The 23,552-nt window shown below is 65.0% G+C and carries 28 protein-coding genes; 21 read left to right on the forward strand and 7 right to left on the reverse strand.

What is annotated here, in order from left to right; translation table 11 throughout:
- From rplR to U5A82_RS06415, 7 genes are all read left to right on the forward strand, one after another.
- Nucleotides 1-354 carry a 50S ribosomal protein L18 gene (gene rplR, locus U5A82_RS06385; protein WP_066606453.1) on the forward strand — a complete coding sequence of 118 codons (354 nt, stop codon included), beginning with the start codon at nt 1-3 and terminating at the stop codon, nt 352-354.
- A 2-nt stretch (nt 355-356) separates the two neighbouring features.
- A complete protein-coding gene (gene rpsE, locus U5A82_RS06390; RefSeq protein WP_056691670.1) occupies nt 357-1,079 on the forward strand; it encodes a 30S ribosomal protein S5 in 723 nt (240 codons plus the stop codon).
- A 5-nt stretch (nt 1,080-1,084) separates the two neighbouring features.
- Nucleotides 1,085-1,264: a 50S ribosomal protein L30 gene (gene rpmD, locus U5A82_RS06395; protein WP_066560520.1), complete on the forward strand. Its 180-nt coding sequence runs from the start codon at nt 1,085-1,087 to the stop codon at nt 1,262-1,264.
- A 366-nt stretch (nt 1,265-1,630) separates the two neighbouring features.
- The gene (rplO, locus tag U5A82_RS06400) at nt 1,631-2,164 is read left to right on the forward strand and encodes a 50S ribosomal protein L15 (protein ID WP_326289531.1); all 534 of its coding nucleotides are present in this window, start codon (nt 1,631-1,633) and stop codon (nt 2,162-2,164) included.
- Nucleotides 2,165-2,371: 207 nt separating this feature from the next.
- A complete protein-coding gene (gene secY, locus U5A82_RS06405) occupies nt 2,372-3,736 on the forward strand; it encodes a preprotein translocase subunit SecY (protein ID WP_326289532.1) in 1,365 nt (454 codons plus the stop codon).
- Between the two features lie 42 nt (nt 3,737-3,778).
- Complete coding sequence (locus U5A82_RS06410) at nt 3,779-4,435, forward strand: adenylate kinase (RefSeq protein WP_326289533.1); 657 nt, start codon at nt 3,779-3,781, stop codon at nt 4,433-4,435.
- A gap of 260 nt (nt 4,436-4,695) precedes the next feature.
- Complete coding sequence (locus U5A82_RS06415; RefSeq protein WP_326289535.1) at nt 4,696-5,739, forward strand: acyltransferase family protein; 1,044 nt, start codon at nt 4,696-4,698, stop codon at nt 5,737-5,739.
- 57 nt (nt 5,740-5,796) lie between these two features.
- Here the strand turns inward: U5A82_RS06415 and U5A82_RS06420 are convergent, their stop codons facing one another.
- Nucleotides 5,797-6,567, reverse strand: a complete 771-nt coding sequence (locus tag U5A82_RS06420) for a CsgG/HfaB family protein (RefSeq protein ID WP_326289537.1) — start codon at nt 6,565-6,567, stop codon at nt 5,797-5,799.
- A 177-nt stretch (nt 6,568-6,744) separates the two neighbouring features.
- Between U5A82_RS06420 and lepA the strand changes: the two genes are divergently transcribed.
- From lepA to U5A82_RS06445, 5 genes are all read left to right on the forward strand, one after another.
- Complete coding sequence (gene lepA / locus U5A82_RS06425; protein WP_326289538.1) at nt 6,745-8,553, forward strand: translation elongation factor 4; 1,809 nt, start codon at nt 6,745-6,747, stop codon at nt 8,551-8,553.
- A gap of 4 nt (nt 8,554-8,557) precedes the next feature.
- Nucleotides 8,558-9,034 (forward strand): hypothetical protein, encoded by a 477-nt coding sequence (locus tag U5A82_RS06430; protein WP_326289540.1) that lies wholly within the window; start codon nt 8,558-8,560, stop codon nt 9,032-9,034.
- 162 nt (nt 9,035-9,196) lie between these two features.
- Nucleotides 9,197-10,276: an alpha/beta hydrolase gene (locus U5A82_RS06435; RefSeq protein WP_326289541.1), complete on the forward strand. Its 1,080-nt coding sequence runs from the start codon at nt 9,197-9,199 to the stop codon at nt 10,274-10,276.
- Nucleotides 10,277-10,400: 124 nt separating this feature from the next.
- Complete coding sequence (locus tag U5A82_RS06440) at nt 10,401-10,787, forward strand: PH domain-containing protein (protein ID WP_326289543.1); 387 nt, start codon at nt 10,401-10,403, stop codon at nt 10,785-10,787.
- Nucleotides 10,788-10,952: 165 nt separating this feature from the next.
- Nucleotides 10,953-11,636, forward strand: coding sequence for a hypothetical protein (locus tag U5A82_RS06445; RefSeq protein WP_326292862.1), 684 nt, complete (start codon nt 10,953-10,955; stop codon nt 11,634-11,636).
- Here U5A82_RS06445 and U5A82_RS06450 read toward each other — a convergent pair.
- Together U5A82_RS06450 and U5A82_RS06455 are read right to left on the reverse strand one after the other, a co-directional pair.
- Nucleotides 11,633-12,175, reverse strand: a complete 543-nt coding sequence (locus U5A82_RS06450; protein WP_326289544.1) for a GDYXXLXY domain-containing protein — start codon at nt 12,173-12,175, stop codon at nt 11,633-11,635. The two genes, U5A82_RS06445 and U5A82_RS06450, sit on opposite strands and share 4 nt — an antisense overlap.
- A complete protein-coding gene (locus tag U5A82_RS06455) occupies nt 12,172-13,326 on the reverse strand; it encodes a DUF2157 domain-containing protein (RefSeq protein WP_326289545.1) in 1,155 nt (384 codons plus the stop codon). The genes U5A82_RS06450 and U5A82_RS06455 overlap by 4 nt, the downstream gene beginning before the upstream one ends.
- A gap of 124 nt (nt 13,327-13,450) precedes the next feature.
- Between U5A82_RS06455 and U5A82_RS06460 the strand changes: the two genes are divergently transcribed.
- The 8 genes from U5A82_RS06460 to U5A82_RS06495 all read left to right on the forward strand — a co-directional run bounded on the left by U5A82_RS06460 (nt 13,451) and on the right by U5A82_RS06495 (nt 19,464).
- On the forward strand, nt 13,451-14,425 hold the full coding sequence (locus tag U5A82_RS06460) for a DMT family transporter (RefSeq protein WP_326289547.1): 975 nt from the start codon (nt 13,451-13,453) through the stop codon (nt 14,423-14,425).
- Nucleotides 14,426-14,469: 44 nt separating this feature from the next.
- Nucleotides 14,470-14,856: a fluoride efflux transporter CrcB gene (gene crcB / locus U5A82_RS06465; RefSeq protein WP_326289549.1), complete on the forward strand. Its 387-nt coding sequence runs from the start codon at nt 14,470-14,472 to the stop codon at nt 14,854-14,856.
- Nucleotides 14,853-16,274 (forward strand): RluA family pseudouridine synthase, encoded by a 1,422-nt coding sequence (locus U5A82_RS06470; RefSeq protein WP_326289551.1) that lies wholly within the window; start codon nt 14,853-14,855, stop codon nt 16,272-16,274. The genes crcB and U5A82_RS06470 overlap by 4 nt, the downstream gene beginning before the upstream one ends.
- Before the next feature lie 10 nt (nt 16,275-16,284).
- Entirely contained in the window at nt 16,285-16,902 is a 618-nt protein-coding gene (locus tag U5A82_RS06475) for an FMN-binding negative transcriptional regulator (protein WP_326289552.1), read from the forward strand.
- 13 nt (nt 16,903-16,915) lie between these two features.
- Nucleotides 16,916-17,575, forward strand: a complete 660-nt coding sequence (locus U5A82_RS06480) for an HAD-IA family hydrolase (RefSeq protein ID WP_326289554.1) — start codon at nt 16,916-16,918, stop codon at nt 17,573-17,575.
- Nucleotides 17,572-17,829 carry a hypothetical protein gene (locus U5A82_RS06485; RefSeq protein ID WP_326289555.1) on the forward strand — a complete coding sequence of 86 codons (258 nt, stop codon included), beginning with the start codon at nt 17,572-17,574 and terminating at the stop codon, nt 17,827-17,829. Before U5A82_RS06480 ends, U5A82_RS06485 begins: the two co-directional genes overlap by 4 nt.
- Nucleotides 17,826-18,518 carry an ATP12 family chaperone protein gene (locus U5A82_RS06490; protein ID WP_326289557.1) on the forward strand — a complete coding sequence of 231 codons (693 nt, stop codon included), beginning with the start codon at nt 17,826-17,828 and terminating at the stop codon, nt 18,516-18,518. Before U5A82_RS06485 ends, U5A82_RS06490 begins: the two co-directional genes overlap by 4 nt.
- A 211-nt stretch (nt 18,519-18,729) precedes the next feature.
- Complete coding sequence (locus U5A82_RS06495; RefSeq protein WP_442802205.1) at nt 18,730-19,464, forward strand: hypothetical protein; 735 nt, start codon at nt 18,730-18,732, stop codon at nt 19,462-19,464.
- 21 nt (nt 19,465-19,485) lie between these two features.
- Here the strand turns inward: U5A82_RS06495 and U5A82_RS06500 are convergent, their stop codons facing one another.
- From U5A82_RS06500 to U5A82_RS06510, 3 genes are read right to left on the reverse strand one after another with little or no spacing between them, the layout of a single operon-like run.
- Nucleotides 19,486-20,178, reverse strand: coding sequence for a murein L,D-transpeptidase catalytic domain family protein (locus tag U5A82_RS06500; RefSeq protein WP_326289561.1), 693 nt, complete (start codon nt 20,176-20,178; stop codon nt 19,486-19,488).
- 53 nt (nt 20,179-20,231) lie between these two features.
- Nucleotides 20,232-20,546, reverse strand: coding sequence for a hypothetical protein (locus U5A82_RS06505; RefSeq protein ID WP_326289563.1), 315 nt, complete (start codon nt 20,544-20,546; stop codon nt 20,232-20,234).
- A gap of 3 nt (nt 20,547-20,549) precedes the next feature.
- Complete coding sequence (locus tag U5A82_RS06510; RefSeq protein WP_442802159.1) at nt 20,550-21,998, reverse strand: L,D-transpeptidase family protein; 1,449 nt, start codon at nt 21,996-21,998, stop codon at nt 20,550-20,552.
- Between the two features lie 57 nt (nt 21,999-22,055).
- Between U5A82_RS06510 and U5A82_RS06515 the strand changes: the two genes are divergently transcribed.
- Complete coding sequence (locus tag U5A82_RS06515) at nt 22,056-22,952, forward strand: histone deacetylase family protein (RefSeq protein ID WP_326289565.1); 897 nt, start codon at nt 22,056-22,058, stop codon at nt 22,950-22,952.
- Here the strand turns inward: U5A82_RS06515 and U5A82_RS06520 are convergent.
- Nucleotides 22,949-23,524: a hypothetical protein gene (locus U5A82_RS06520; protein WP_326289567.1), complete on the reverse strand. Its 576-nt coding sequence runs from the start codon at nt 23,522-23,524 to the stop codon at nt 22,949-22,951. The genes U5A82_RS06515 and U5A82_RS06520 overlap by 4 nt on opposite strands.
- Between the last annotated feature and the right edge of the window lie 28 nt (nt 23,525-23,552).

Genomic DNA, 23,552 nt, shown 5'->3' on the forward strand with positions numbered 1-23,552 from the left:
ATGGCAAAGCTTTCCCTCTTCGCGCGGCGTCGTCGCCGCGTTCGCACCGCGCTCAAGGCTGTGTCGGGCACCCGCCCGCGCCTCAGCGTCCACCGTTCGGGCCGTCACATCTACGCCCAGGTCATCGATGACGCGCAAGGCAAGACCGTTGCCGCTGCATCGACCCTGGACAAGGACGTGCGCGGCAAGACCGGCGCCACGTCCGAAGCGGCGGCCGATGTCGGCAAGCGCGTCGCCGCTGCGGCGACGGCTGCCGGCGTCACCCGCGTCGTTTTCGACCGTGGTGGCTTCCTGTTCCATGGCCGCGTCAAGGCGCTGGCCGATGCGGCCCGTGAAGCCGGGCTGGAGTTCTGATCATGGCTGACGAAAACACCAACGAAGTCGTCGCTCCCGTCGAGGGCGCCGAAGCGACTGCACCGACCGAAGGTCGTGGTCCCGGCCGTGGCCGTGGCAACCGTGGCGGTGGCGATCGCAACCGTGGCGAGCGTGGCGGCCGTGGCCGTCGCGACGATCGTCGTGGCGGCAACCGTGACGAGGATCAGGGCGAAGAACTGATCGAGAAGCTGGTTCACATCAACCGCGTCAGCAAGACCGTCAAGGGCGGCAAGCGCTTCGGTTTCGCGGCGCTGGTCGTCGTGGGCGACGGCAAGGGTCGTGCGGGCTTCGGCCATGGCAAGGCGCGGGAAGTGCCCGAAGCCATCAGCAAGGCGACTGCCGCTGCCAAGAAGGCGATGGTTCGCGTTCCGCTCAAGGAAGGCCGTACGCTGCATCATGATGGCCTGGGCCATTTCGGTGCGGGCAAGGTGACCGTCCGTTCGGCGCCGGCCGGTACGGGTATCATCGCCGGTGGTCCGATGCGCGCCGTGTTCGAAAGCCTCGGCGTCGCGGACGTCGTGACCAAGTCGAACGGCACGTCGAACCCATATAACATGATCCGTGCGACCTTCGCGGCGCTGGTCGAACAGACCAGCCCCAAGTCGGTGGCGCAGCGTCGCGGCAAGAAGGTCGCCGACCTTCTGCGTCGTGGTGGTGCGTCCGCTGACGTCGCGCAGGCTGACGCCGAAGCGATTGCGGAGTAACTGATATGGCGAAGATCAAGATCAAGCAGATCGGTTCGCCGATCCGCCGTCCCGCCGACCAGAAGAAGATTCTGATCGGCCTGGGCCTTGGCAAGATGCACCGCGTGGTGGAACTTGAAGACACGGCGGAAGTCCGCGGTGCGATCAAGAAGCTGCCGCACATGGTGGCGGTCGTCGAGGGTTAATCCCCCGATTGCCGGAAGAATAGGGAAGGGCCGATTCGCGCAGGCGGATCGGCCCTTTCTTTATGCGCGCGTGCCTAGGGCAACGGCGGCTGTCCTATGGGACTTCACCATGGCAATATCCCGACCGGCCAGATGCAGGATAGGCTTGGGTCGGTGTAATATAATATCCCACTTGCGCCATGAAATGTCGAGATCGGCGGGAAATGTGCGAAGTTAAGCGCAGGCCGCCCTGTACGTCCGGGCCGGGCGCGCGATGGGACAGGCGGATCCGGCACGACAGCAATAGGGGGGTGACAAAGCCTCCCCGCCCGGCTATGGCGCGCGCTTCCCAACTTAGCGCGAACCAAGCGAAAGCGAGTGCACGATATGAAACTCAATGACATCCGCGACAATGATGGCGCCCGCAAGGGCCGTATGCGCGTTGGACGCGGCATCGGCTCCGGCAAGGGCAAGACCGCCGGTCGCGGCCAGAAGGGTGCGAAGGCGCGTTCGGGCGTCAGCATCAACGGCTTCGAAGGTGGCCAGATGCCACTCCACATGCGCATCCCGAAGCGTGGCTTCAACAACATCTTCGCGAACGACTATGCGATCGTGAACCTGGGCGCCGTGCAGAAGGCGATCGACGCCAGCAAGCTGGACGCGGCCGCGACCATCGACCAGGCGGCTCTGAACGCCGCCAACCTGACCCGCGGTGGCAAGGACGGCGTCCGTCTGCTCGCCAAGGGTGAACTGACCGCCAAGGTCAGCTTCCTGGTGGCCGGCGCGTCGAAGAGCGCGATCGATGCCGTCGAAAAGGCCGGTGGCAAGGTCGACGTGATCGAAGTCGTTGCCGCAGCGGACAAGGCCAAGGCGAAGAAGGGCGCGACCCTCGCCGCCAAGAAGGCCGCCCGCAAGGGCTGATCCGCCTTTCGCAGACGTGCAAGCCAGACTTGCAACAACGGCCCCGCTGCCCGATATGGGTCGGCGGGGTCATGCGTATGGGGGGACGTCTTTTGTCGCGCAGGCGGCAACTCCCCGTTCGACACGCTGGACCCGTCCCGCTAAGGGATGAGCGATTCCGATCCGGAGCATGATACTCCGGCTAGAGTGATTTGAAGGGCAGCCACCATGGCATCGAGAGCCGACCAGCTCGCATCCAATCTCAGCCTCGCGAAGTTCAGCCAGGCGACCGACCTCAAGAAGCGCCTGTGGTTTACGCTCGGCGCCTTGATCGTGTTCCGTTTCCTCAGCTTCGTGCCGCTGCCCGGCGTCGATCCGACCGCCTTGTCGCAGCTTTACAGCCAGACGAACGGCGGCATCCTCGACATCTTCAACACCTTCTCGGGTGGGTCGCTCTCGCGCATGAGCCTGATCGCGCTGGGCGTGATGCCCTACATCACCGCGTCGATCGTGGTGCAGCTGGGCGCCAGCCTCTCGCCGCAACTTGCGGCGATCAAGAAGGAAGGCGAAAGCGGGCGCAAGAAGCTGAACCAGTGGACCCGCTACGGCACCGTCGGCCTGACTGCGGTGCAGGGCTATTTCATCGCCGTCGGCCTGGAAGGCTTCGGCGCGCAGCAGGGCATGCAGGCGGTCATCGAACCCGGCCTACTGTTCCGGCTGACCGCAGTCGTCTCGCTGATCGGCGGCACGATGTTCCTGATGTGGCTGGGTGAACAGATCACCTCGCGCGGGATCGGCAACGGCGTGTCGCTCATCATCATGGCGGGCATCGTCGCCCAGCTGCCGGTGACGCTCAGCAACTTGTTCAAGTCGGGCAGCGAAGGGTCGATCTCGGGCCTGCTGATCTTCCTGGTCATGGTCATGGCGGTGGGCCTGGTCCTGTTGATCTGCTTCATGGAGCGGGCGCAGCGCCGCGTGCTGATCCAATATCCCAAGCGCCAGACGCGCCAGGGCCTGATGCAGGCGGACCGCAGCCATCTGCCGCTCAAGGTCAATACCGCAGGCGTCATTCCGCCGATCTTCGCGTCGTCGCTGTTGCTTATGCCGCTCACCATCTCGCAGTTCGCGGGCCAGACCGTCGCGGGAGAGAGCAAGTGGGGCGACTTCGTCCTCTCGCTCAACCAGTATCTGTCGCATGGCAGCCCGGTCTATATGGGCCTTTATGGCCTCGGCATCGTCTTCTTCTGCTTCTTCTACACCGCCGTGGTGTTCAACCCGGAAGAAACGGCCGACAATCTCAAGCGCAACGGCGGTTTCATTCCCGGCATCCGTCCCGGCAAGAATACCGAAAATTACCTGGATTATGTGCTGACGCGCATCACCGTCATCGGCGCGGCCTATCTGGCCTTCATCTGCCTGGTGCCGGAATTCGCCATCGCGCGCGCGGGCATCCCCTTCTATCTGGGCGGGACCAGCCTGTTGATCGTCGTCAACGTCACGGTCGACACCGTGACCCAGATCCAGAGCCATCTGCTCGCCCATCAATATGGCGATCTGATCAAGAAGGCGAAGCTCAAGGGGCGTCTGCGCTAAGACGACCGGATAATGGGCGCACAACAGGGGAGTATGCGCACAATGAACATCATTCTGCTTGGCCCTCCGGGAGCCGGGAAGGGTACGCAGGCCACGCGTCTGGTCGATGACCGTGGCATGGTACAACTGTCGACGGGCGATATGCTGCGCGCGGCGGTGAAGGCCGGGACGCCCGTGGGCCTCCAGGCGAAGGCGCTGATGGAATCGGGCGCGTTGGTGCCCGACGAAGTGGTGTCGGGCATCATCGGTGAGGCGCTCGACCAATTGTCGCCCGATACCGGCGTGATCTTCGACGGCTATCCCCGGACGCAGGCGCAGGCCCATTCGCTCGACGCCATATTGGGGGAGCGCGACCGCACCCTCGATCATGTGATCGAACTGGAAGTGAATGAGGACGCGCTGGTCGACCGCATCACCGGCCGCTTCACCTGCGCCAACTGCGGCGCGGGCTATCACGACCGCTTCAAGCTGCCCAAGGTCGAGGGCGAGTGCGACAAGTGCCACGGGCATGAGTTCAAGCGCCGCCCTGACGACAACGAGGAAACGGTTCGCACGCGCATGGCCGAATATCGCGCCAAGACCGCGCCGATCCTGCCGATCTACGAAGCGCGCAATATCGTGTCCCGCGTGGATGGCATGGCGGACATGAACGACGTGACCGCCGCCATTGCGGGCATATTGGACGACAAGACGGCCTAAGCTACGCGGCTCCTGCGATGACGCGCAGGCGCAGGACCGGATGACATGATGGGCCGACGCGGCAATGGCTGCGTCGGCCCGTTTTTGATGCTGCTGCGTGCCCATAAGCCGAACATCATGCACGCGCCACTTTGCGACCGATATTCGCAACGACGGCGACCATGGCCGATACAGTCAAAATGGCGTAATAAATCAGGTCAATTCTTCCCGTTAACCACGATCTTAACGGATTTATTGCTCGGCTGTTGCTATAGGGCCTCATGGTTGGATCGCCGCCTTCCCGTGGCCGCTTGACGGAATTGGACGCCTTGCGGGGCATCGGCGCGCTGTGCGTGTTGATCTTCCACTATTCGACCCGCTTTCACGAGCTGTTCCCGCAGGCGGCGCATGTGCCTTTCAGCTTCCCGGGCGGCAATTATCGTGTGCTGCTGTTCTTTACCATTTCGGGCTTTGCGATCTTCTTCACGCTCGATCGCATTCGCACGGTCGCCGATTTCGTCGTCAATCGTTTCGCGCGTCTCTATCCGGCCTATCTGGTCGCGATGCTGCTGACGCTCTCGATCGAATATCTGGCCCACGCGACGCGGCTGCTGATCGGTCCCGTCGCGATCCTCGCGAATTTCACGATGTTGCAGGGGTTCGCCTTCCTGCCCGAAGTCGACGGGGCCTATTGGACCCTGACGGTGGAGATCGCCTTCTACTTCTGCATGATCGCCATCTGGAAATTCGCGGGCGTCCGGCGACTGGAACCGGTGCTGGCCGGGTGGCTCGCGATCCGCTGGCTGTTCTGGCTCTGGCCGGACATGCCGGAACGAATCGTCATGCTGCTGGTCCTGCGCTACACGCCCTTCTTCGTCATCGGCATGCTCAGCTATCGCGTCTGGTCCGGCCAGCGCAGCCTGCGCCAGCAGGCGCCCTATGCCGCGCTCGCGCTGCTGTCAGTCGCGACCATGGAGACATGGGACGTGACGCTGGTCGGCTGTGTCCTGCTCGCGGCCTTCGTCGCCCTGATCCACGGCCGCCTGCATTTTCTTGCCGTCCGTCCGCTCCTGTGGCTGGGCGGGATCAGCTATTCCTTCTACCTCATCCACCAGCATGTCGGCTTCGTCGTGATGCTGGAATGTGCGCGGGCGGGCTACAGCCCCTGGATCGGCTTTGCCGCCGCTTTCCTGGTCGCGCTGGTGCTGGGCACAGCGATCAACCGATGGGTGGAGCGGCCCGCAGGCGAAGCGATCATCGCCTGGTGGAAGCGACGCCGTGACGCGCGCCTCGGCACGGCGAAGGCGGCCACCATCCAGGGCTGAATCAGAAAGGGCGCCGCCGTCACCGGCTGCGCCCTTTCCATTCGATAGATTTGCGCCTTATTGCGCGACGGGCGCCGCAGCGGCCGCGTTGGCAGGCAGGCCGCCCATCTGCGTGACCATCTTGGTATAGGCGTCGAGATAGGCGAGCACGATCACCTGGCCGATATCGGTATTCTGATATCCGCCGCCGCCGACCGCCGCCAGGCCGCCCATCCAGCCCAGGCCGCCGCCGCCGCCGAAGCTGAGGTCCGACTTGCGAAAATAGCCCTCGGCCATGACCTCTTCCTCGGTCGTCCGCGCGTTCACGACCGACAGCATGACATTGGCCTCGCTCTTCTTGATCGAGATGCCGCCTGCCAGCGCGCCCAGCGTCCGCCCGCCCAGGAAGCCGCCGACCAGACCGCCGATGGCGTTGCCGCCGCTATTTTTGTTGGTCGTCACGATATCGGGCTGGATGAAATAGTCGGCCGCCTTGACCTGACCCTTGCCCAGGTTCGATCCGGCCTGCAATTCGCCCGAATCCGCCATGGCGCGTTCCATGTTGCGGCTCGCCATCGAACGGCCCCGATTGACGATGCCGAAGCAGCCGGACTGCTGGACGAACAATTTGATGATCGCTTCGGGGCTGCCCAGATTGAGTTCGCGCCACCACTGATTGTCCGGCTCCACGATCGCGACGGTGCCCAGCCGCTTGGTGCAGCGCGGGATTTCCATCTGCTTCTTGGTCTGGGCCTGACGGCCCGACGATCCCTTGTCCGCGGCCATCGCCTGCGGCGCGACCAGCGTCAGGCAGACCATGGCTGCGGTCAGCTTTTTCAATCCACGCATGTCAAGAACCCCGTTTGTTGCTTGATGTTGAGATATGTTGCCCCGTTCCTGCGAACGCCTATCACAAGCCGGGGTCGCTTCCAAGCAAAGCCACGTCAGGATGACGGCCTTTGTCATCCTGTGTGCGCGCTGCGCGATCCTGCTGACAGCGCATGAAATCACTGCTATCGGCGCGCGATGACCGACCTCAGCCATATCCGCAATTTTTCCATCATCGCCCATATCGACCATGGCAAATCGACGCTGGCCGACCGCCTGATCCAGCGGACGGGCGGCCTGACGGACCGTGAGATGAGCGCGCAGGTGCTCGACAATATGGATATCGAGAAGGAGCGGGGCATCACGATCAAGGCGCAGACGGTGCGCCTCGACTATGTCGCGAAAAATGGCGAGACCTATGAGCTGAACCTCATGGACACGCCGGGCCATGTCGACTTCGCCTATGAGGTGTCGCGCAGCCTGGCCGCGTGCGAGGGCGCGCTGCTGGTCGTGGACGCAGCGCAGGGCGTGGAGGCGCAGACCCTGGCCAACGTCTATCAGTCGATCGAGCATGATCATGAGATCGTGCCGGTCCTCAACAAGATCGACCTGCCTGCCGCCGAGCCGGAAAAGGTGCGCGCGGAAATCGAGGAAGTGATCGGCCTGGACGCCTCCGAAGCCGTGCTGGCCAGCGCGAAATCGGGCATCGGCATCGACGATATCCTCGAAGCCATCGTGAAAAAGATCCCCCCGCCCAAGGGCGACCGCGACGCCCCGCTGGAAGCGATGCTGGTCGACAGCTGGTACGACCCCTATCTGGGCGTCGTCATTCTGGTGCGGGTGATGAACGGGGTCATCAAGAAGGGCCAGAACGTCAAGTTCATGATCGGCGGCACCGAGCATCTGGTCGACCGCGTCGGCTGCATGCGGCCCAAGATCGAGCAATTGCCCGAACTGGGGCCGGGCGAGATCGGCTTCATCACCGCCCAGATCAAGGATATCAGCCAGACACGCGTCGGCGACACCATCACCACCGTCAAGAATCCGGCGGCCAAGCCGTTGCCGGGCTTCAAGGAAGTCCAGCCGGTTGTGTTCTGCGGCCTCTTCCCGGTCGATGCCAATGATTTCGACAAGCTGCGCGATTCGATCAGCAAGCTGCGCCTGAACGACGCCAGCTTCTCCTTCGAGATGGAGAGCAGCGCGGCGCTGGGCTTTGGCTTCCGCTGCGGGTTCTTAGGGTTGCTCCATCTGGAGATCATCCAGGAGCGGCTGACCCGCGAATATGATCTCGACCTCATCACCACCGCCCCGTCGGTGGTCTACAAGATCCAGCTGACCTACGGCGCGGGCGAGATCGAACTGCACAATCCGGCCGACATGCCCGATCCCACCAAGATCGACGAGATCGAGGAACCGTGGATCGAGGCGATCATCTACTGCCCCGACGAGTATCTCGGTTCGATCCTTAAGCTCTGCCAGGACCGGCGCGGCATCCAGAAGAATCTGACCTATGTGGGCGGCCGCGCGCAGGTGACCTACGAACTGCCGCTCAACGAAGTGGTGTTCGACTTTTACGATCGGTTGAAGTCCATCAGCCGCGGCTATGCCAGCTTCGACTATCACCAGATCGGCTATCGCGAGGGCGACCTCGTTAAGATGAGCATCATGGTCAACAGCGAGCCGGTCGATGCGCTCAGCATGATCGTCCATCGCGGCACCGCCGAATTGCGCGGACGCGGCATGTGCGAGCGTCTGAAAGACCTCATCCCCCGCCATCTGTTCAAGATCCCGATCCAGGCGGCGATCGGCGGCAAGGTGATCGCGCGCGAGACGATCGCGGCGATGCGCAAGGATGTGACCGCCAAATGCTATGGCGGCGACATCAGCCGCAAGAAGAAGCTGCTCGACAAGCAGAAGGAAGGCAAGAAGCGGATGCGCGAATATGGCAGCGTCCAGATTCCGCAGGAAGCCTTCATCGCCGCGCTGCGCATGGGCGACGAGAGCTGATCCGATGCGCGACCGCTACGCAGAGCTTGCGGGGCAGGTCGCACGGATAGAGCGGGCCGCGGCGTTTCTGGCGAACGGCATGTCGCTGGGCCTCTGCCCCAATGCCGCGGACCGCAGGCGCGACGCCATGCCTGCCAAATTGTTCGGCAACGGCCTGCGCGAACTGGACCTGTTCCTGACCGACCTGATCGTGGAAGCAGGCCGGGTCGACCGACTGGGCGCAGCGGCGGGGGGCGATCCCGGCATCCATCCGGGTCGCCGCATCTACAGCGCGGCCGAAGCGTGGCGACGCACCGGTCCGCAACTCGGGCTGGCGGCGGAAACACGCATCAGACTGCGTGAAATGCGCGCGTCGCAGAACCGGCAATGTTTCGGAAGGCTGCGAGGAGAGGGCGCCGAAGCCGCCCTGCAAAGGGCGTGCGCCGATTATGCGAAGCTGGCGGGCGACATATTGGCGGCGGTGAAGGCGCGGGCGGGCTAGCCCGGTTTCCGACAGCCCCGGTTTCCGACAGGCAGGAAGACCGGCGACAGGGATGGCATAGGCCATCGCCGCATGGGACGGAAGGCCGACAGTCGCCCGAAGCCGTATCGATCTCAAGGACCTGCCATGCGCCCCTGGACACGCCCGCCTCTACATCCTTCTATGACGCGCGTGGCCATCATGGCGACGTTGATCGCATGTGGCAGTATCGGCGATGCGAACGCTCAAACCCAAAGCGTCGCGGCGGACAGCAACGGCGTCATCACCGCCCATGGCGTGAAGGTGCCGCCCTCCGATCTTCTCAGCGCTCCGGCCCGGTCGCAGATCGAACAGAAGCTGGCGCGTGCCACGCCTTCGGCCACATCCGCGCCCAGCCTGTCGGCCACGCGCGCCCTGTCCGACGCTTTCCTCCAATCCGTCGTCGATAAATGGCAGCGGCTCCATCCCGCCACCATCCGTTCGCTAACGATGAACGGGGTCAAGGTCGACGAGATCATACCCACGCAAGGGATCGCTCCGGAAAATGCCCATCGTGTCCTCATCAACCTGCATGGCGGCGGCTTCTTCACCGGATCGGGCGCAGGCGGGCAGGCCGAAGCTCTGCCGCTGGCCGGGCAAGGCCGGATAAAGGTCATCGCGATCGATTACAGGCTGGCGCCGGAACATCGCTTCCCGGCCGCCAGCCAGGATGTGGCGCAGGTGTATCGCAAGCTGCTGGAAAACTATAAGCCTGAGAATATCGGTCTATATGGATGTTCCGCCGGCGGCGCGCTGGTGGCGCAATCCCTGGCATGGTTTCAGAAACATGCGCTGCCGCGGCTCGGCGCTGCGGGCATCTTCTGCGCGGGCGCGATGCCGACCTTCTGGTATGGCGGCGATTCGTCGGCCGTTGCGCCGATGTTGAACGGACGGATCGCCCCGACGCCCGAACAGAGGGACGCAAGTCCGGGCCATGCCTATCTCGCCGGCACCGACCCGCATGATCCACTCGTGACGCCGGGCCTTTTCCCCGATGTCCTGGCGCAATTTCCGCCCACGCTGCTCGTCACCGGCACGCGCGACACCGCCATGAGCAACGTGCTGGTCACGAATGTCGCCCTGCTCAAGGCCGGGGTGGATACGCAATTGCTGGTCCTAGAAGGGACGGGCCATGGTGAGTTCAACACGATGGTCGATACCCCCGAAACGGCCGATGCCTATGCCATCATCTGGCAATTTTTCGATCGGCATCTGGGACGCTGACCCTGGCCGGATTCCATCGGCAGCCGTTTCGCCAACCGATTGATCTGCATCAGGAACCGGGCGTGCGCCTTGACGGCTGGGCCGGGCCATGGTCAAGTCGGCATGCTGGTGCGAGGGAGACGGCGTGAGCGACATCTGGTTGTATGACGAACATCCCGCCATGTTCCGGGCGCATCCTATGCTGTTCCTGCTGCTGCTCGTGTCGGTGGTGGGCATCGTCGGGATCGCGATCTGGTGGGTGCTGCACAAGGGCGAACGGCTGGCGCTGAGCGAGCGGGAAGTCTTGTTGGAACGCGGATTGCTGGCCAAGCAGCGGACGGAGGTCGCGCTGACCAGCATCCGGTCGGTGCGCATCACCCAAAGTCTGGGCCAGCGCATCTTCGGTGTCGGCCATGTCGAACTGTTCAGCGCGGGCGACATCGCCGAAATCGCGATCAAGAACATGCCGCGGCCCGATCGCATCCGCGCGATCGCCGCCGCGCGCAACCTCGACCTATTGCCGCAAAGATAGACAATTTCGACCAGCCCCTTGACTTGGACCGATTTATTTCAACGATAGGTGACTGAATAAGAGGCCGCAGAGCCTTGTATTGCAAGAGGACGCCATGTCAGGAACGTCCGTCCGCAAAGGTGTGGGCGGCGCTAAAAGGGGTCGTCCATGGTGGGCTTGCGCGTGATGCCGTCTTTGACGGACCTGACAGCCGAACAGCGGGCCGATATCCGCCAGGCATGCGGGTTCGCCTGTGTGCGGTGCGGCGTTACCATCTATCGCTATCTGGGCTTGCCCGATGCGGCGGGAGCGACCCTGCTCTGTCCGACCTGCCATGGTCTGGTGGAGGAAGGACGGCTGACCGCGACGCAGGTGCACAGCTTCCATGCCAATCCCGTGGTGCGGCAGCGTCACTTCGCGCGCGACCGGCTGCCTTTCTCGGCGGAATTGCCGCAACTGATCGTCGGCGGATCCCGCCTGCTGCGCGACACGCCGATCCCGATCACGCTGGAAGGGGAGCCGATCCTCATCTTCGCGCCGCCGCGCCGGACCAACGGCGCGACCCGTATCAGCGTGCGGCTGGGGTCGCCCGAAGGGCAGGCGACGCAGGTCATCGACGGCAACGAATGGAAACCGACCGATGGCAGCTGGCATTTCCTGCTGCGCGGGGACCGCTACAGCATGATGGCGGCGCGCGGGGACGGACTGGCGGTGCTGCGCGTCGTCGCGCGCAATCGGATCGCGGTGGAGCATCTGCGCACCACCATCAATGGTCGGCGGCTGGAAGTGACGCCAGACTGGCTGGAGATCGACGGCAAGCGCCATGTCGACCGGATCGGCAGCGGGACGTTGATCGGCCTGGAACTTTAGGGCAGGCGCCGCCGCCGAAATTCCAGCGCGACCGGCCGCATGACGCCATCGGCGCGTACCCGGACGCGAACCAGCCCTTGCAGATGCGGATCGGCCAGCTTGCGCGACAGGGCAATCGCCTGCCCCTGAGACGCATAGAAAATGCCGCTATTCAGGCCGCGAACTTCGCGCCGCGCGCCCATCGTCGCGCGCAGGATGACAGCACACTTTTGTGCCGCTGCCGGATCGGGACGACCCGCAGGCTGGGCCAGCGGCCGGACCGACCGGATATGTGGCGCGGTGCCGACGACGCACAAGGCGTCGGCACCGCCGACATCACCCTGCGGTTCCCCGTCGCGCGCCGGTGGTGTCGGCCAGGCATAGCGATATTGCACATAATGGCCGCGCAACAGGTCGCGTGGATCATAGCCCTCTATCGGGATCAGCCAGTCCTGCCCCTGCTGTGCCTGCCGATATGTCGTCGCCCAGCTCGCAGCCAGCAGCACGAGCGGCAAGAGCAGCGCCACGGCAAGCAACAGGCGATGGCGCGCGGGCGTCATGCGACACCGGCCCGCGTCGGGGCATAGCGCTTCGATATCCGGATCGATGCCCAGGCGACTGCCATGGCGAACAGGCCGGACAGGATCAGGCCCACGCCACTGCCCAGCAGGTCGTCATTCAGTTCGAAGCTCAGGATGATGATGCGCAGCGCGACCAGCGCCACCGCCGCCTGGAAGATGCGCCGCCAGTGCGCATGGATCGCTGCAGCGGCGACGGCACCCCACAAGGCGAGGAAGAACAGCGTGGCGGTCGCGGTGCGGGCCGTGTCATGCAAGGCGGGAAGCAGCATCTGGCCCATATGTAGCGCCGCCGCGACCACAAGCAGCGCGGCCGTCGCCCGCCCGGACGCCGTGCGTCGCGCATGGGCGATGGCGGCCGCCGCGCCGATCATGGCGATGCTCTGCAGGGCGATGCTGCCCGACAGGACGCCGGCATGGCCGTCCCAGCCCAATATCAGCATGAAGAGACTGATAGCGGCGAAGATAGTGGCGAGCGCGATCTGTTCGAGCAGTCTCCAGAAATCGGGTCGATCGCTCACGCCCCGCATCAGCGCGGCGCAACCGGCGACGGCCATGGGTGGGCAGGCGATCAGGCCCCAGTACAGCGCGGGATATACCGGCTCCGTCCGACCGAAGGTCCACAGATGCCCATAGTCGTCGGCATGCGCCCAGGCGGTGCCAAAAAGGCCCACCATCCACAGCGCCGCGACCGGCCAGCCGCGGCCGAACAGCAGCAACAAAGGCGAAAAGAGCAACAGCCAGGCAAGCAGCGGCTGCCACAGCGGCGAACTGGTCTGATATACCTGCCCGATATGCCCGAAGAAGGTCAGGCCCAGCACCGCCGCAACGAACAGCAGGGCGTCGCTGGCCTGATCGTGCAACCCGCCCTTGGGCAATCGCCACCAAATCAGCGCGGCAAGAGCGGCCATCAGTAGCATATGGATGGCGAGGCGGGTTTCGCCAGGGATCGCATCCCAGTTCGCCGCGATTAGAGACACCAGCCCCAGGCCGATCGCCAGCGCGCCCAGTCCCACGATCGCCCAGACGCCGATCGGGCGGGCATGCGCGTTTTCCCACGCGCTGATGCGACTGGCGGTGTCGGCGTCGATCAATCCCGCCGCCTGCCACGCCCTGAGTTTCCGCTCCGACATGGGGGAACACTAGCCCGGCGGGCGCGAAGGGCAATGGGATTGTTCGGGCGGCGCGAGCAGGCTGGTGGAAGCGCATGACGAAATCATGGGCAAAGACAGGCTCGGGGATGATAGATGTCGCCGGATGAGCAAAAGGCATGACATCGCTATCGGGACTGGCCACGACAAGCATCTGGTCGGTATCCTATGCGGCGCAGGCGCAGGTGGGCTGTGGGGCCTGGTCTTACTCGCCCCGGCGCTGGTGCGGGATTTCCGGCCGATCGACCTCGCCGTCGGGCGCTACCTTGCCTATGGCCTGATGTCGGGCCTGCTGATCGTCCCGCGCTGGCGCGCCTTGGTGGCCGGGCTGGATGCTGCTGCCTGGTGGGCGCTCGGCTGGCTCGGGCTGACGGGCAATCTCCTTTATTATGTGCTGCTTGCCACCGCGGTGCAGATGGGCGGCATCGCCATAACCTCCTTGGTGATCGGTTTCCTGCCGGTCGCCGTTACGATCATCGGCAGCCGCGACCATGGGGCCTTGCCGCTGCGACGGCTCGCGCCGTCGCTCCTGCTGTGCGTGGCCGGGTCGCTCTGCGTCGGCTGGCAGGCGGTGGGTGTGCCGGATGGCAGGGCGGTCGGCCCGCAGCTTGTCGGTTTGGCCTGCGCGGTCGGGGCGCTGCTATCCTGGACCGCCTTCGCCGTGGGCAACAGCCGCTGGCTGGTCCGCCTGAAACATGTCTCCGCGCCGGACTGGAATCTGGCGATCGGCCTTATGGCCGGCGCGCAGGCGCTTCTCCTGTCGCCGGGCTTGTTATGGATGGGCGTGGCGCATCATGATGCGGACGCGTGGATATTGTTTACAACTGTCTCTATCGGTGTCGCACTGTTCGCCTCGATCGTCGGTAACGCCCTGTGGAACCGGGCGTGTCGGCTGCTGCCGCTGACCATGGTGGGGCAGATGATCCTGTTCGAAACCGGTTTCGCGCTGCTCTACGCGTTCGCGTGGGAGCGCCGTCTGCCCACGGGACTGGAAAGCGGCGCCTTCCTCCTGGTCGTGCTGAGCGTCATCAGTTGCATCGCCGCGCATCGCCGCCCGCTTGAAGGGGCCGCGATCCCCTGATTGCGCGCTTTCCCCTTTGGCGGAATCGCTATAGGGCGGGTTTCATGACCAATATCTTTCTCGTGATGGGCGGCGGCGCCGTGGGTGCCGCCTTGCGCTATCAATTGGGGCGTTTCGTCGGGCAGATGACGCCCGGCACGGCCTGGCCCTGGGGCACCTTCGCTGCCAATCTGATCGGCGGGTTCGCCATGGGGCTGCTGGCCGGATGGCTGGCGCGCGGTACGACTGTAGCGGGCGAACCGATCCGGCTGTTGCTGGGCGTGGGCGTGCTGGGCGGCTTCACCACCTTTTCCGCCTTCAGCCTGGAAACCCTGCTGATGATCCAGCGCGGCGACATCGCTTTGGCGAGCGGCTATGCGCTGGCGTCGGTGGTCGGCGCAGTTGCGGCACTGGCGCTGGGCCTCACGGTCATGCGGAGTGTCACGGCGTGAAGGGGCGTCCTCCCGGCAAATCCGGCGCAGGCGCGCCGTCCGGCAAGGGACCACGCGACGGCAAGCCTGCGGGCCGCTCCGCCAGCGGCAAGCCTGCGGACAAGCGCTTCGGCGACAAGAAACCCAGCGGTAAGTTCGGTGACGGCAAGCCCGGTGCGCCCGGTCGCGCCCGCGGCGCGGCCAAGGCTGCCACCGCGCGCAAGGGGGAGGGCGGCAAGCCACCCTTCAAGCCCCGGACCAAGTCCCCCGCGCCCGCCGCTGCCAAAGCCGCGCCAGCGCCCGCAAAGCCCGTCGCCGCCAAGTCCGGCGCATCCAAGGGCGTCTCGCTCGACGTGCGTCAGTATCGCGTTCAGGCGGATGATGACGGCATCCGGCTCGACCGCTGGTTCCAGCGGCATCTGCCCGATGTCGGCTTCAACCTGGTGTCGCGCTGGTCGCGCACCGGCCAGTTGCGGGTCGACGGCGCGCGCGCTGCCCCGGGCGACCGCATCCTGGAAGGGCAGACGATCCGCGTGCCCCCGGCCGAAGCCAAGCCCGACGTCCCTGAACGCGTGAAGCGCGTCCGCGTCATCGACCTGACCCCCGATGAAATCGCCTATGCGCAGGAGATGGTGATCCACAGGGACGATCAGGCGATCGTCATCAACAAGCCGCCCGGCCTCGCCACGCAGGGCGGGACCAAGACCGACGAGCATGTCGACAAGCTGCTCGACGCACTGTTGTTCGACGCCAATTCGCGGCCCAAGCTGGTCCATCGACTCGACAAGGATACGTCGGGCGCGCTGTTGCTGGCGCGCAGTAGCCGCTCGGCCGCCCATTTCGCGAAGACCTTCTCCAGCCGCACCGCGCGCAAGGTCTATTGGGCGCTGGTGATCGGCGTGCCATCGATCAACGACGGCATGATCGAACTGCCGCTGGCCAAGCAACCCGGCACCGGCGGCGAGAAGATGCATGTGGATGAGGCGGAAGGGCTGCCTGCCCGCACGCGTTACCGCGTAATCGAACGCGCAGGGAACCGCGCCGCATGGGTCGAGCTGCAACCCTATACCGGCCGCACCCACCAACTGCGCGTCCATCTGGCCGCGATCGGCCATCCGATTGTGGGTGACGGCAAATATGGCGGCAAGGACAGCTTCCTGTCCGGATCGATCAGCCGCAAGATGCATCTGCATGCGCGCCGCATCCGCGTCGATCATCCCGATGGCGGACGGGTGGACGTGATGGCGGAACTGCCGACCCATTTCGCCAACAGCATCTCCGAACTCGGTTTCGACCTGAGCCTGGGCGACATGCCGCTGGACGACGAGATCGACCGGACTCCGACGCGCGAGGACGAAAAGAAGTTCGCGCGGCAGCACGCCAAGCAGGTGCGCAAGGATCGCAAGGGCGAGCGGCGATCGCGCGGATCCCGCCCATAAAGGGGTAGCGATGCATCCCGATCCCCAGTTCGGCTGGCGCGACCAGCAGGCGCTGCGCGCTTTCGTGACCGCACAGCCATTCGGCATGCTCTTCGCGCAGACGCCCGATGGACCGGCGGTCGCCCATGTCCCGGTGGTCTGGCTGGACGAACAGCGGATCGGTTTTCACCTGTCGCGTGGCAATCGCCTGGCGAGCCACCTCGACGGCGCACGGGCGTTGTTCGTGGTGAACGGGCCGCACGGTTATGTCAGTCCGGACTGGTACGGATTGGACGATCAGGTGCCGACATGGAATTATGTCGCCGCCGAACTGGAAGGCGATGTTCGCGCGCTGCCCGCCACCGCCTTGCCTGACCTGATCGACGCGCTGTCGCTGGCCAGCGAGGCGCGACTGGCGCCCAAGCCCGTCTGGACCCGCGACAAGATGACGCCCGGTCTGTTCGATCGCATGGCCAGCGCTATCATCGGCTATGACATGCAGGTGGTCGAGTGGCGCGGGACGCGCAAGCTGGGTCAGAACAAGCCGCCTGTTGCCCTGGCGGCCGCAGCGGACGGCATGGCCGCAGCAGGCGACGCCGCGATCGCCACGCTCATGCGGGCGACGCTGCCAGGGGCCGTCACCGAATGAAGGAGGCGCGCCGATGACCAACAAGCTCGTCGTTCTCGATTGCGACGGCACGCTGGTCGACAGCCAGCATAGCATCTGCGCCGCCATGGTCCACGCGTTCGAGGCGGTGAAACTTCCCCCGCCCGAACGGCCCGCGATCCTGTCAGCGGTCGGCCTGTCGTTGCCGGTCGCGATGGCGCGGCTGTTGCCGGATGCGGAGCCGGACTTTCACGATCATCTGGCCGATCGCTACAAGCTGGCGTTCCAGGCGATGCGGCGGGAACAGGGCGTGCAGGAACCGCTCTATCCCGGCATCGCCGATCTGGTGCATGATCTGGTCGCCGCAGGATGGCTGCTGGGCGTGGCGACGGGCAAGTCGGATCGCGGCCTCAACCTGTGCCTCACCCATCATGGCATCCTCGATCGATTCGTCACGCTCCAGACCGCCGATCGCCACCCGTCCAAGCCGCATCCTTCCATGCTGCTGACCGCCATGGCGGAGGCGGGCGCCATGCCCGACAGCACGATCATGATCGGCGACACCAGTTTCGACATCGACATGGGACGGGCGGCCGGGGTGCGCAGCATCGGGGTCGCCTGGGGCTATCATCTGCCGGACGAACTGGTCGCTGCGGGCGCGCATGCCGTGGCGATGGACAGCATGGAATTGCGCGGCCATATCGGCGCGCCATGACCGACCTCCCTCCGCCTCCCAAACCCAATCCCGATTCGGTGGCCCGCCAGCGGCATTTCGCGATCGGCCTGTTCCGCCTGTCGGGCGCGTTCATCGTGATGTCTGGCTTCCTCGCCATTATGCAGCGCTTCACCTGGGTGCAGGGGGACAAGGCCAAGGCCTTCGGCGCGATCATGGTCGTCACCGGCCTGTTTCAGTTCATCCTCGTGCCCCGCCTGCTGCTGGCGCTGTTCCGCACGCGGCCGCCGCAATGAAGCGTTTCTACACCGATGTGACCGTTGTCGCGGATGAGGCGGGTTTCGCCATCCGGCTGGATGGTCGCCCCGTCCGCACCCCGGCCCGCGCGTCGCTCGCGCTGCCGTCGGCTGCCCTGGCGCAGGCCGTGGCGCAGGAATGGCGCGCGCAAGGAGAAAGCGTCGACCCCGCATCGATGCCCATGACCGGCCTTGCCAATGCGGCGATCGATCATGTCGCGCCCAAACCGACGGATTTTGCCGCAGGGGTCGCGCGCTACGCCCAGTCCGACCTGCTTTGTTATCGCGCCAACGGCCCCGAAACGCTGGTCGCGCGGCAGGCGGCGGCGTGGAACCCGTTGCTCGACTGGGCGCAGGCGCGCTACGATGTTGCTTTCGTGGTGACGCAGGGCATCCTGCCGGTGCCGCAGCCCGAAGATGCGCTTGCCCGGCTCGCGGCCGTCGTCGCGGCGCTCGATCCCTTCACGCTGGTCGGCTTGTCGACGCTGGTGACGCTTAGCGGTTCGCTGGTCTGCGGGCTGGCCGTGATCGAAGGGGGGCATGATGTCTCCACCGTCTGGCAGGCGGCGGAAATCGACGAAGCCTGGCAAGTCGAACAATGGGGCGAGGATGCCGATGCCGCCGTCCGTGCCATGCGTCGCGCCGCCGACTTCGCCATGGCGGCCGATTTCTGCGCGCTATGCCGGTAATATTTCGCGGTTGCGCGCCGTTGCTTTAGCGATTCCAGGACAGCGCAGGTTTTGCACAGACACGGTGCCGGAACCCGGAAGCGCCTTCGTTCATTCTTTCGCCAGCACGGGCAGTCTATGTCCGGCTATGTCCACTGCATCGACCTAGGGAGACCAGACGTTGGCTTCGACGTTCGCAAAATTCGTTCTGACGCCCCTCATCGCCTTCGCCATGCCGCTCGCGCCTGCCGCGCTGGCGCAGCAGGCCACGCCGGACGCGCCGCCGCCCGAAGCGCCGCCGGTCGAGGATAGCGCCGCCGCCGATGCAGCGGCCGTCGCGCGCGAATTGACGCCTGCGGAAATCGCTGCCTTCAACAAGGCCGTGACCGATTTCACCGCGGGCCAGGCTGCCCAGCAGAGGGGTGACAACGCCACCGCCGTCGCCAAATATGACGGTGCTCTTCCCGCGATCCGCACGGCGGTGGAGGCCGATCCGTCCAAGGCCGACAATGTCAATTTCCTGGCGAACGCGCTCTACGCCGATGCTGCCGCCTATGGCGCGCTGGGGCAGATGGACAAGGTCATCACGCTCTACGCCGAAGCAGTTCCGCATTGGCGCAAGGTCGTGGAGGCCAAGCCCACCGATCTCGCCAGCCGCAATATCCTGGCCGGCATTCTGATCCAGCTGGGCAACCAGAATCTGCGCGACCATGATCGTGGCGGCGCCGATCCCTTTTTCGAGGAAGCGGTCACTATAGCGCGTCAGAGCGTGACGGAGCAGCCCGACGACGCCGTATCCAAAAACGTACTGCTGGCAGCGCTGGTCGGGTCGAGCCAGACGACCACGCAGGAAGGCATTCGCGACGAAGCCATTGCGCTGGGTAAGAGGATGATCGCAGACGGCTCGATCGACGCGACCAACAAGGGATCGATCGAAACCATGACGGGCGCGCCAGCGGCACAATAGCCAAATGGCGGCTAGGCAGGCTCAGCTATTGCCGATCTTGTCGGCATAGAGCATCCGGCCCGGGCCCAGCAGGCCTAGCACCTGCGGCACGATATGGGGGGCGACCGCGAAGCAACCCTCGGATCGGCCGCATTTACCCCAGGCGGCGACATGATCCTCGCTCACATAATCCGCGCCATGGATGACGATGGCGCGCGATTCGGCATTGTTGTTCTGCGGGTCCAGGCCCAGCAGGCGCATCGAGCGACCATGCTGGCCGAAATACATGTCGCCCGTCTTGAACGCGCCGGACGAGCTGGCCAGCGAATTGAACTCGTTGGAAAAGCTGTGTAGCCAGCCGGAATGGGCGGGGTCGGAACCGCGGCCATGGGATACGAGGTAGCTGCTGGTCTGTCCGCCGATCAGGTCCACGATATGCATGCGCGGATTTTTCGACGGCGCATCGAAATCGACGATCGCAAGTCGATCACGCAGGGCGAAGGCGTCGGCGTGACGGTCCAGCGCGGCCTTCGCCCGTTCCAGCAAGTCGGCATAGGGCATCTGCGCGATTGCGCGCGGCGTCGCCGGAACGCTGGAGGTCGGGGCTGCCGGAACTGGGGCCGGGTTCAGGGATTGAGGCCCCGTCGTGGACAGCGCGGCGCGACCCATGCTGTCCGACAGAAACGAAAAGGCGAGTCCGCTCAAAGCGAACTTCGTGAAATTGCGGCGATCCATGTGTCGCCCTATAGCAAAGCTGACGCCCCGGTCCAAGACCGGGGCGCAGGGCCTTACTCGTCCGACTTGCTCGTTCCGTCCGCTGGCTGGCTCTGTTCGCCGCCTTCGGGCAGGCGCGACGTCATGCCGGTCGCTTCGGCGTCATCCAATATCTGCTGCTGTTCGGACACCGTAGGCGGCGGCGCAGCCGGAGTCGCGACCGCGTTGTTCTGCGGCTCGGGCAGCGGCGCTTCGGGTTCTTCGATAATGACGTTTTCGACCGGCGGCTCGACCAGATTGTTGGTGGCAGCGGGAGCTTCTTCCTCTTTCTTGCCGCAAGCGGAAAGGATGAGCGCGCCAGCAAGGGCGAAAAGGGCGATTTTACGCATGGATCAATCCTTCAGTGCGATAGCGGAAGAGGGCGCGGCAGTGGGATCGACGCGGCGGCTCGACGCCTCGATCTTCTGCGCGAGCAGCTTGTCCCAGCCATAGGGATCGGCCCGGAAACTGACCGTGCCATTGTTGCTGGCAAAGGCGGTCCAGTAGAGCAGATAGACCGCCACCTGATTAGGCAACGACACCCGCTGGGTCTTGCCTTCATCGATCAGGGTCTGGATCTGGCCGTTCAGATTGGGATCGGCCGCAACCATCTGCTCGGCCAGCGCCACCGGCTTTTCCAGACGGATGCAGCCATGGCTGGCGAGCCTATCGTAGCTGGAGAATTTTCCGCGCGAAGGCGTGTCATGCAGATAGACGGCGAAGGGATTGTTGAAATCGAACTTCAACCGGCCCAGCGCGCTGTTCGGCCCGGCCGGCTGGACGATACGCTCGCCGCCTTCCGGTGTCTTTATGATCTTGTAACCCTGCCGGGCCAGCGTCGCGCGTCCCTTGGGGAACAATTCCCGCTTGGCGATCGACATTGGCACGTTCCATGGCGGGTTGACGACGATCGAATGGATGCTGGACGACAGCATCGGGGTTGCATTGTCGGGGCTGCCTGTGACGGCGCGCATCGAACTGATCGGCTGGTCGCCCTCGAACACGGTCAGCACGGCCGCGGCGATGTTCACCTGCACGCGGTTGACCGGCAGGCTGCGCGGCATCCAGCGCCAACGCTCCATATTCGCCATGATCGCCGCGATGCGATCGTCCACGCCGACATTGAGCGCTTCCAGTGTGCGCGCGCCCAGCTGGCCGGTAGGCTCCAGACCGTAGCGGCGCTGCGCGCGCTGGATCACGTCGACCAGCTTCTCGTTCGGCGTAACGGCAGGATCTTCCAGCGCGATGCGCGCGCGCACCACGTCGGGCGCGGACGCGGCGGTCAGGGTCGGCCATCCGCCCTTGTCGCGGATCGCCTCATATTTGGCCAGGCCCTTGCGCAGCGTATCATAGCCCGCCCAGGGCGGCGTCAGGCCGGTGGACCAGGATGCAAGCCGATCCTCGCTCACCGCCTTGGCGAGGCCGGGGCGGGGATCGAAAGCGGCGGGACGCAAGGCCCAGATGTTCAGGAAGTCGGCGGTATCGACGCGGCCGGTATTCAAAGCCTTGGCGCGGTCGATCAGCGCGTTGACCAGCGCCTCGCCATGCAGCGGACCGCTCGCCTTCTGCCGGGCCATCAGGCCCTGCGCCGCGCCGCTTTTCAGCCAGTCATTGGCCCATGCCTCCTGCGCGGACGACAGCGCCGGGATCGGCACGGGGGGCGGGGGCACGGGGATCGGCTGCACCGTGGGGGCGGGCAGGGTCGGGGCCATGACTGGCGGCGGGGTTTGCGCCGCCAGCGGCAGCGTAGCGAAGCCAGCGAGCGCCAGCAGCGGGACACGGATCATCATCGGGTGGTTCATGCTGGACCAGATAGCGCAAAGCCGCCACTGTTCAAATCGCGATAGCGGGAAAAGATCATGCTGCACGTTGTTCACCATCCCGCCTATGTCTCCCCTGCAACACCGGGCAGCCATTTTCGTTTCGATAAATATGGTCTGGTAATCGATGCGCTGAGCGAAACCGGCGTGGATTTTCAGATCGTTGCGCCGCAACCCATGCCGCGCGCTTGGATCGACGCGGTGCATGATCCGGCCTATGTCAACGAGGTGCTGACCCTGTCCGTACCAACTGAAAAAGCGCGCCGGATCGGATTTCCCGTGACGGAGAGGGTGATGCGCCGGTCGATCCTGTCGCCCGGCGGCACTTGGGCGGCGGCCAAGCTGGCGATGGTCCATCGCTATGCCGCCAACGCAGCGGGCGGCAGTCATCATGCGCTGGCTGATACAGGCGCAGGCTATTGCGTGTTCAACGACCTCGCCATCGCCGCCAACCGGCTGGTGGCGGAAGGCGACGCAGCGCGCATCCTGATCCTCGACCTCGACGTGCATCAGGGGGATGGCACCGCGTCGCTGATGGCGGGGCGGGGGGACATATTCACCCTGTCGATCCACGCGGAAAAGAATTTCCCGGTGCGCAAGGCGCGCTCGACGCTCGACATCGGATTGGACGACGGGATCGGCGACACGGCCTATCTATCAGTGTTGGCCGACACCCTCCCGCGCATCCTGGACGATTTCGAACCCGATCTGATCCTGTATCAGGCGGGTGTCGATCCGCACATGGACGACCGATTGGGACGGCTGGCGCTCAGCGACGCAGGCCTGGACGCGCGCGATCGCTATGTCATGCGGCAGGCGCGTTCGCGGGCCATACCCGTCGCCAGCACCATGGGCGGCGGCTATGGTGCCGACCGCATGGCGGTCGCGCGCCGCCATGCCGCCTGCATGATCCGCATGGCGGAGGAAGCCGATTAGTGAATATTGCTGCGGTCGCTCAGATCCGCCGCGATCCTGCTGTCCATCAGCTTGGCCGCGATCAGCCCTGCGAGCGCGAGCGCCACGAAATCGCTGAAAGCCAGATAGAGGATATAGCCCCATGGCGCATGGTTGGTGACGGCTTGGCCGATATGTAGCCATAGCACTGCCGCTAGCGCGAAGAGGATGGAGACGCGCACCCGGCTCGCAAAGTCCGCCAGTGCGAAGCGTAACGCCAGCGCGATGAGCACGCCCACCACGAGCGCCAGGATCAACCCGCCGATCAGCGCGGCGCTGTCCATCACCGGAAACCCGCCTTCATTGTAGAAGATCTGGGCCACCGGCCCTTTGCCGTAGAGGATGGTGCCCTGCGCCGTCGCAGGGTCGGGGATCACATAGACGCCGGTGCCGCCGGGGCTGAGTGCCTGCGCAAGAGACGCCTGCAAATTGGCGCTGGCCTGTTCGTCGGTACGGCTAAGCGCCAAGGCGCTGAGCGGCGTGCCCCAGAAGAGAAAGCCAGTGATGAACATCGCCAGCCCGCCTAACAGGCCGCCCAAAATCACGCGAACCATCAATTCCTGCCCTTCTGTCACATCATGT

Origin of the sequence: Sphingobium sp. CR2-8 (assembly GCF_035818615.1) — a bacterium.
In the GTDB taxonomy this organism is placed as follows: Bacteria; Pseudomonadota; Alphaproteobacteria; order Sphingomonadales; family Sphingomonadaceae; genus Sphingobium.

Coding starts and splice junctions, on each gene's coding strand:
- U5A82_RS06430 (WP_326289540.1), top strand. CDS start 8,558: ATGCGCGACCGCTACGCAGAGCTTGCGGGGCAGGTCGCACGGATAGAG.
- U5A82_RS06450 (WP_326289544.1), bottom strand. CDS start 12,175: ATGACGCCCGCGCGCCATCGCCTGTTGCTTGCCGTGGCGCTGCTCTTG.
- U5A82_RS06505 (WP_326289563.1), bottom strand. CDS start 20,546: ATGCGTAAAATCGCCCTTTTCGCCCTTGCTGGCGCGCTCATCCTTTCC.
- U5A82_RS06500 (WP_326289561.1), bottom strand. CDS start 20,178: ATGGATCGCCGCAATTTCACGAAGTTCGCTTTGAGCGGACTCGCCTTT.
- U5A82_RS06520 (WP_326289567.1), bottom strand. CDS start 23,524: ATGGTTCGCGTGATTTTGGGCGGCCTGTTAGGCGGGCTGGCGATGTTC.
- U5A82_RS06495 (WP_442802205.1), top strand. CDS start 18,730: ATGCCGCTCGCGCCTGCCGCGCTGGCGCAGCAGGCCACGCCGGACGCG.
- U5A82_RS06415 (WP_326289535.1), top strand. CDS start 4,696: ATGGTTGGATCGCCGCCTTCCCGTGGCCGCTTGACGGAATTGGACGCC.
- crcB (WP_326289549.1), top strand. CDS start 14,470: ATGACCAATATCTTTCTCGTGATGGGCGGCGGCGCCGTGGGTGCCGCC.
- rplO (WP_326289531.1), top strand. CDS start 1,631: ATGAAACTCAATGACATCCGCGACAATGATGGCGCCCGCAAGGGCCGT.
- U5A82_RS06485 (WP_326289555.1), top strand. CDS start 17,572: ATGACCGACCTCCCTCCGCCTCCCAAACCCAATCCCGATTCGGTGGCC.
- U5A82_RS06410 (WP_326289533.1), top strand. CDS start 3,779: ATGAACATCATTCTGCTTGGCCCTCCGGGAGCCGGGAAGGGTACGCAG.
- lepA (WP_326289538.1), top strand. CDS start 6,745: ATGACCGACCTCAGCCATATCCGCAATTTTTCCATCATCGCCCATATC.
- U5A82_RS06490 (WP_326289557.1), top strand. CDS start 17,826: ATGAAGCGTTTCTACACCGATGTGACCGTTGTCGCGGATGAGGCGGGT.
- rpmD (WP_066560520.1), top strand. CDS start 1,085: ATGGCGAAGATCAAGATCAAGCAGATCGGTTCGCCGATCCGCCGTCCC.
- U5A82_RS06460 (WP_326289547.1), top strand. CDS start 13,451: ATGAGCAAAAGGCATGACATCGCTATCGGGACTGGCCACGACAAGCAT.
- U5A82_RS06510 (WP_442802159.1), bottom strand. CDS start 21,998: ATGAACCACCCGATGATGATCCGTGTCCCGCTGCTGGCGCTCGCTGGC.
- U5A82_RS06445 (WP_326292862.1), top strand. CDS start 10,953: ATGCCGTCTTTGACGGACCTGACAGCCGAACAGCGGGCCGATATCCGC.
- U5A82_RS06435 (WP_326289541.1), top strand. CDS start 9,197: ATGACGCGCGTGGCCATCATGGCGACGTTGATCGCATGTGGCAGTATC.
- U5A82_RS06420 (WP_326289537.1), bottom strand. CDS start 6,567: ATGCGTGGATTGAAAAAGCTGACCGCAGCCATGGTCTGCCTGACGCTG.
- rplR (WP_066606453.1), top strand. CDS start 1: ATGGCAAAGCTTTCCCTCTTCGCGCGGCGTCGTCGCCGCGTTCGCACC.
- secY (WP_326289532.1), top strand. CDS start 2,372: ATGGCATCGAGAGCCGACCAGCTCGCATCCAATCTCAGCCTCGCGAAG.
- U5A82_RS06455 (WP_326289545.1), bottom strand. CDS start 13,326: ATGTCGGAGCGGAAACTCAGGGCGTGGCAGGCGGCGGGATTGATCGAC.
- rpsE (WP_056691670.1), top strand. CDS start 357: ATGGCTGACGAAAACACCAACGAAGTCGTCGCTCCCGTCGAGGGCGCC.
- U5A82_RS06515 (WP_326289565.1), top strand. CDS start 22,056: ATGCTGCACGTTGTTCACCATCCCGCCTATGTCTCCCCTGCAACACCG.
- U5A82_RS06480 (WP_326289554.1), top strand. CDS start 16,916: ATGACCAACAAGCTCGTCGTTCTCGATTGCGACGGCACGCTGGTCGAC.
- U5A82_RS06475 (WP_326289552.1), top strand. CDS start 16,285: ATGCATCCCGATCCCCAGTTCGGCTGGCGCGACCAGCAGGCGCTGCGC.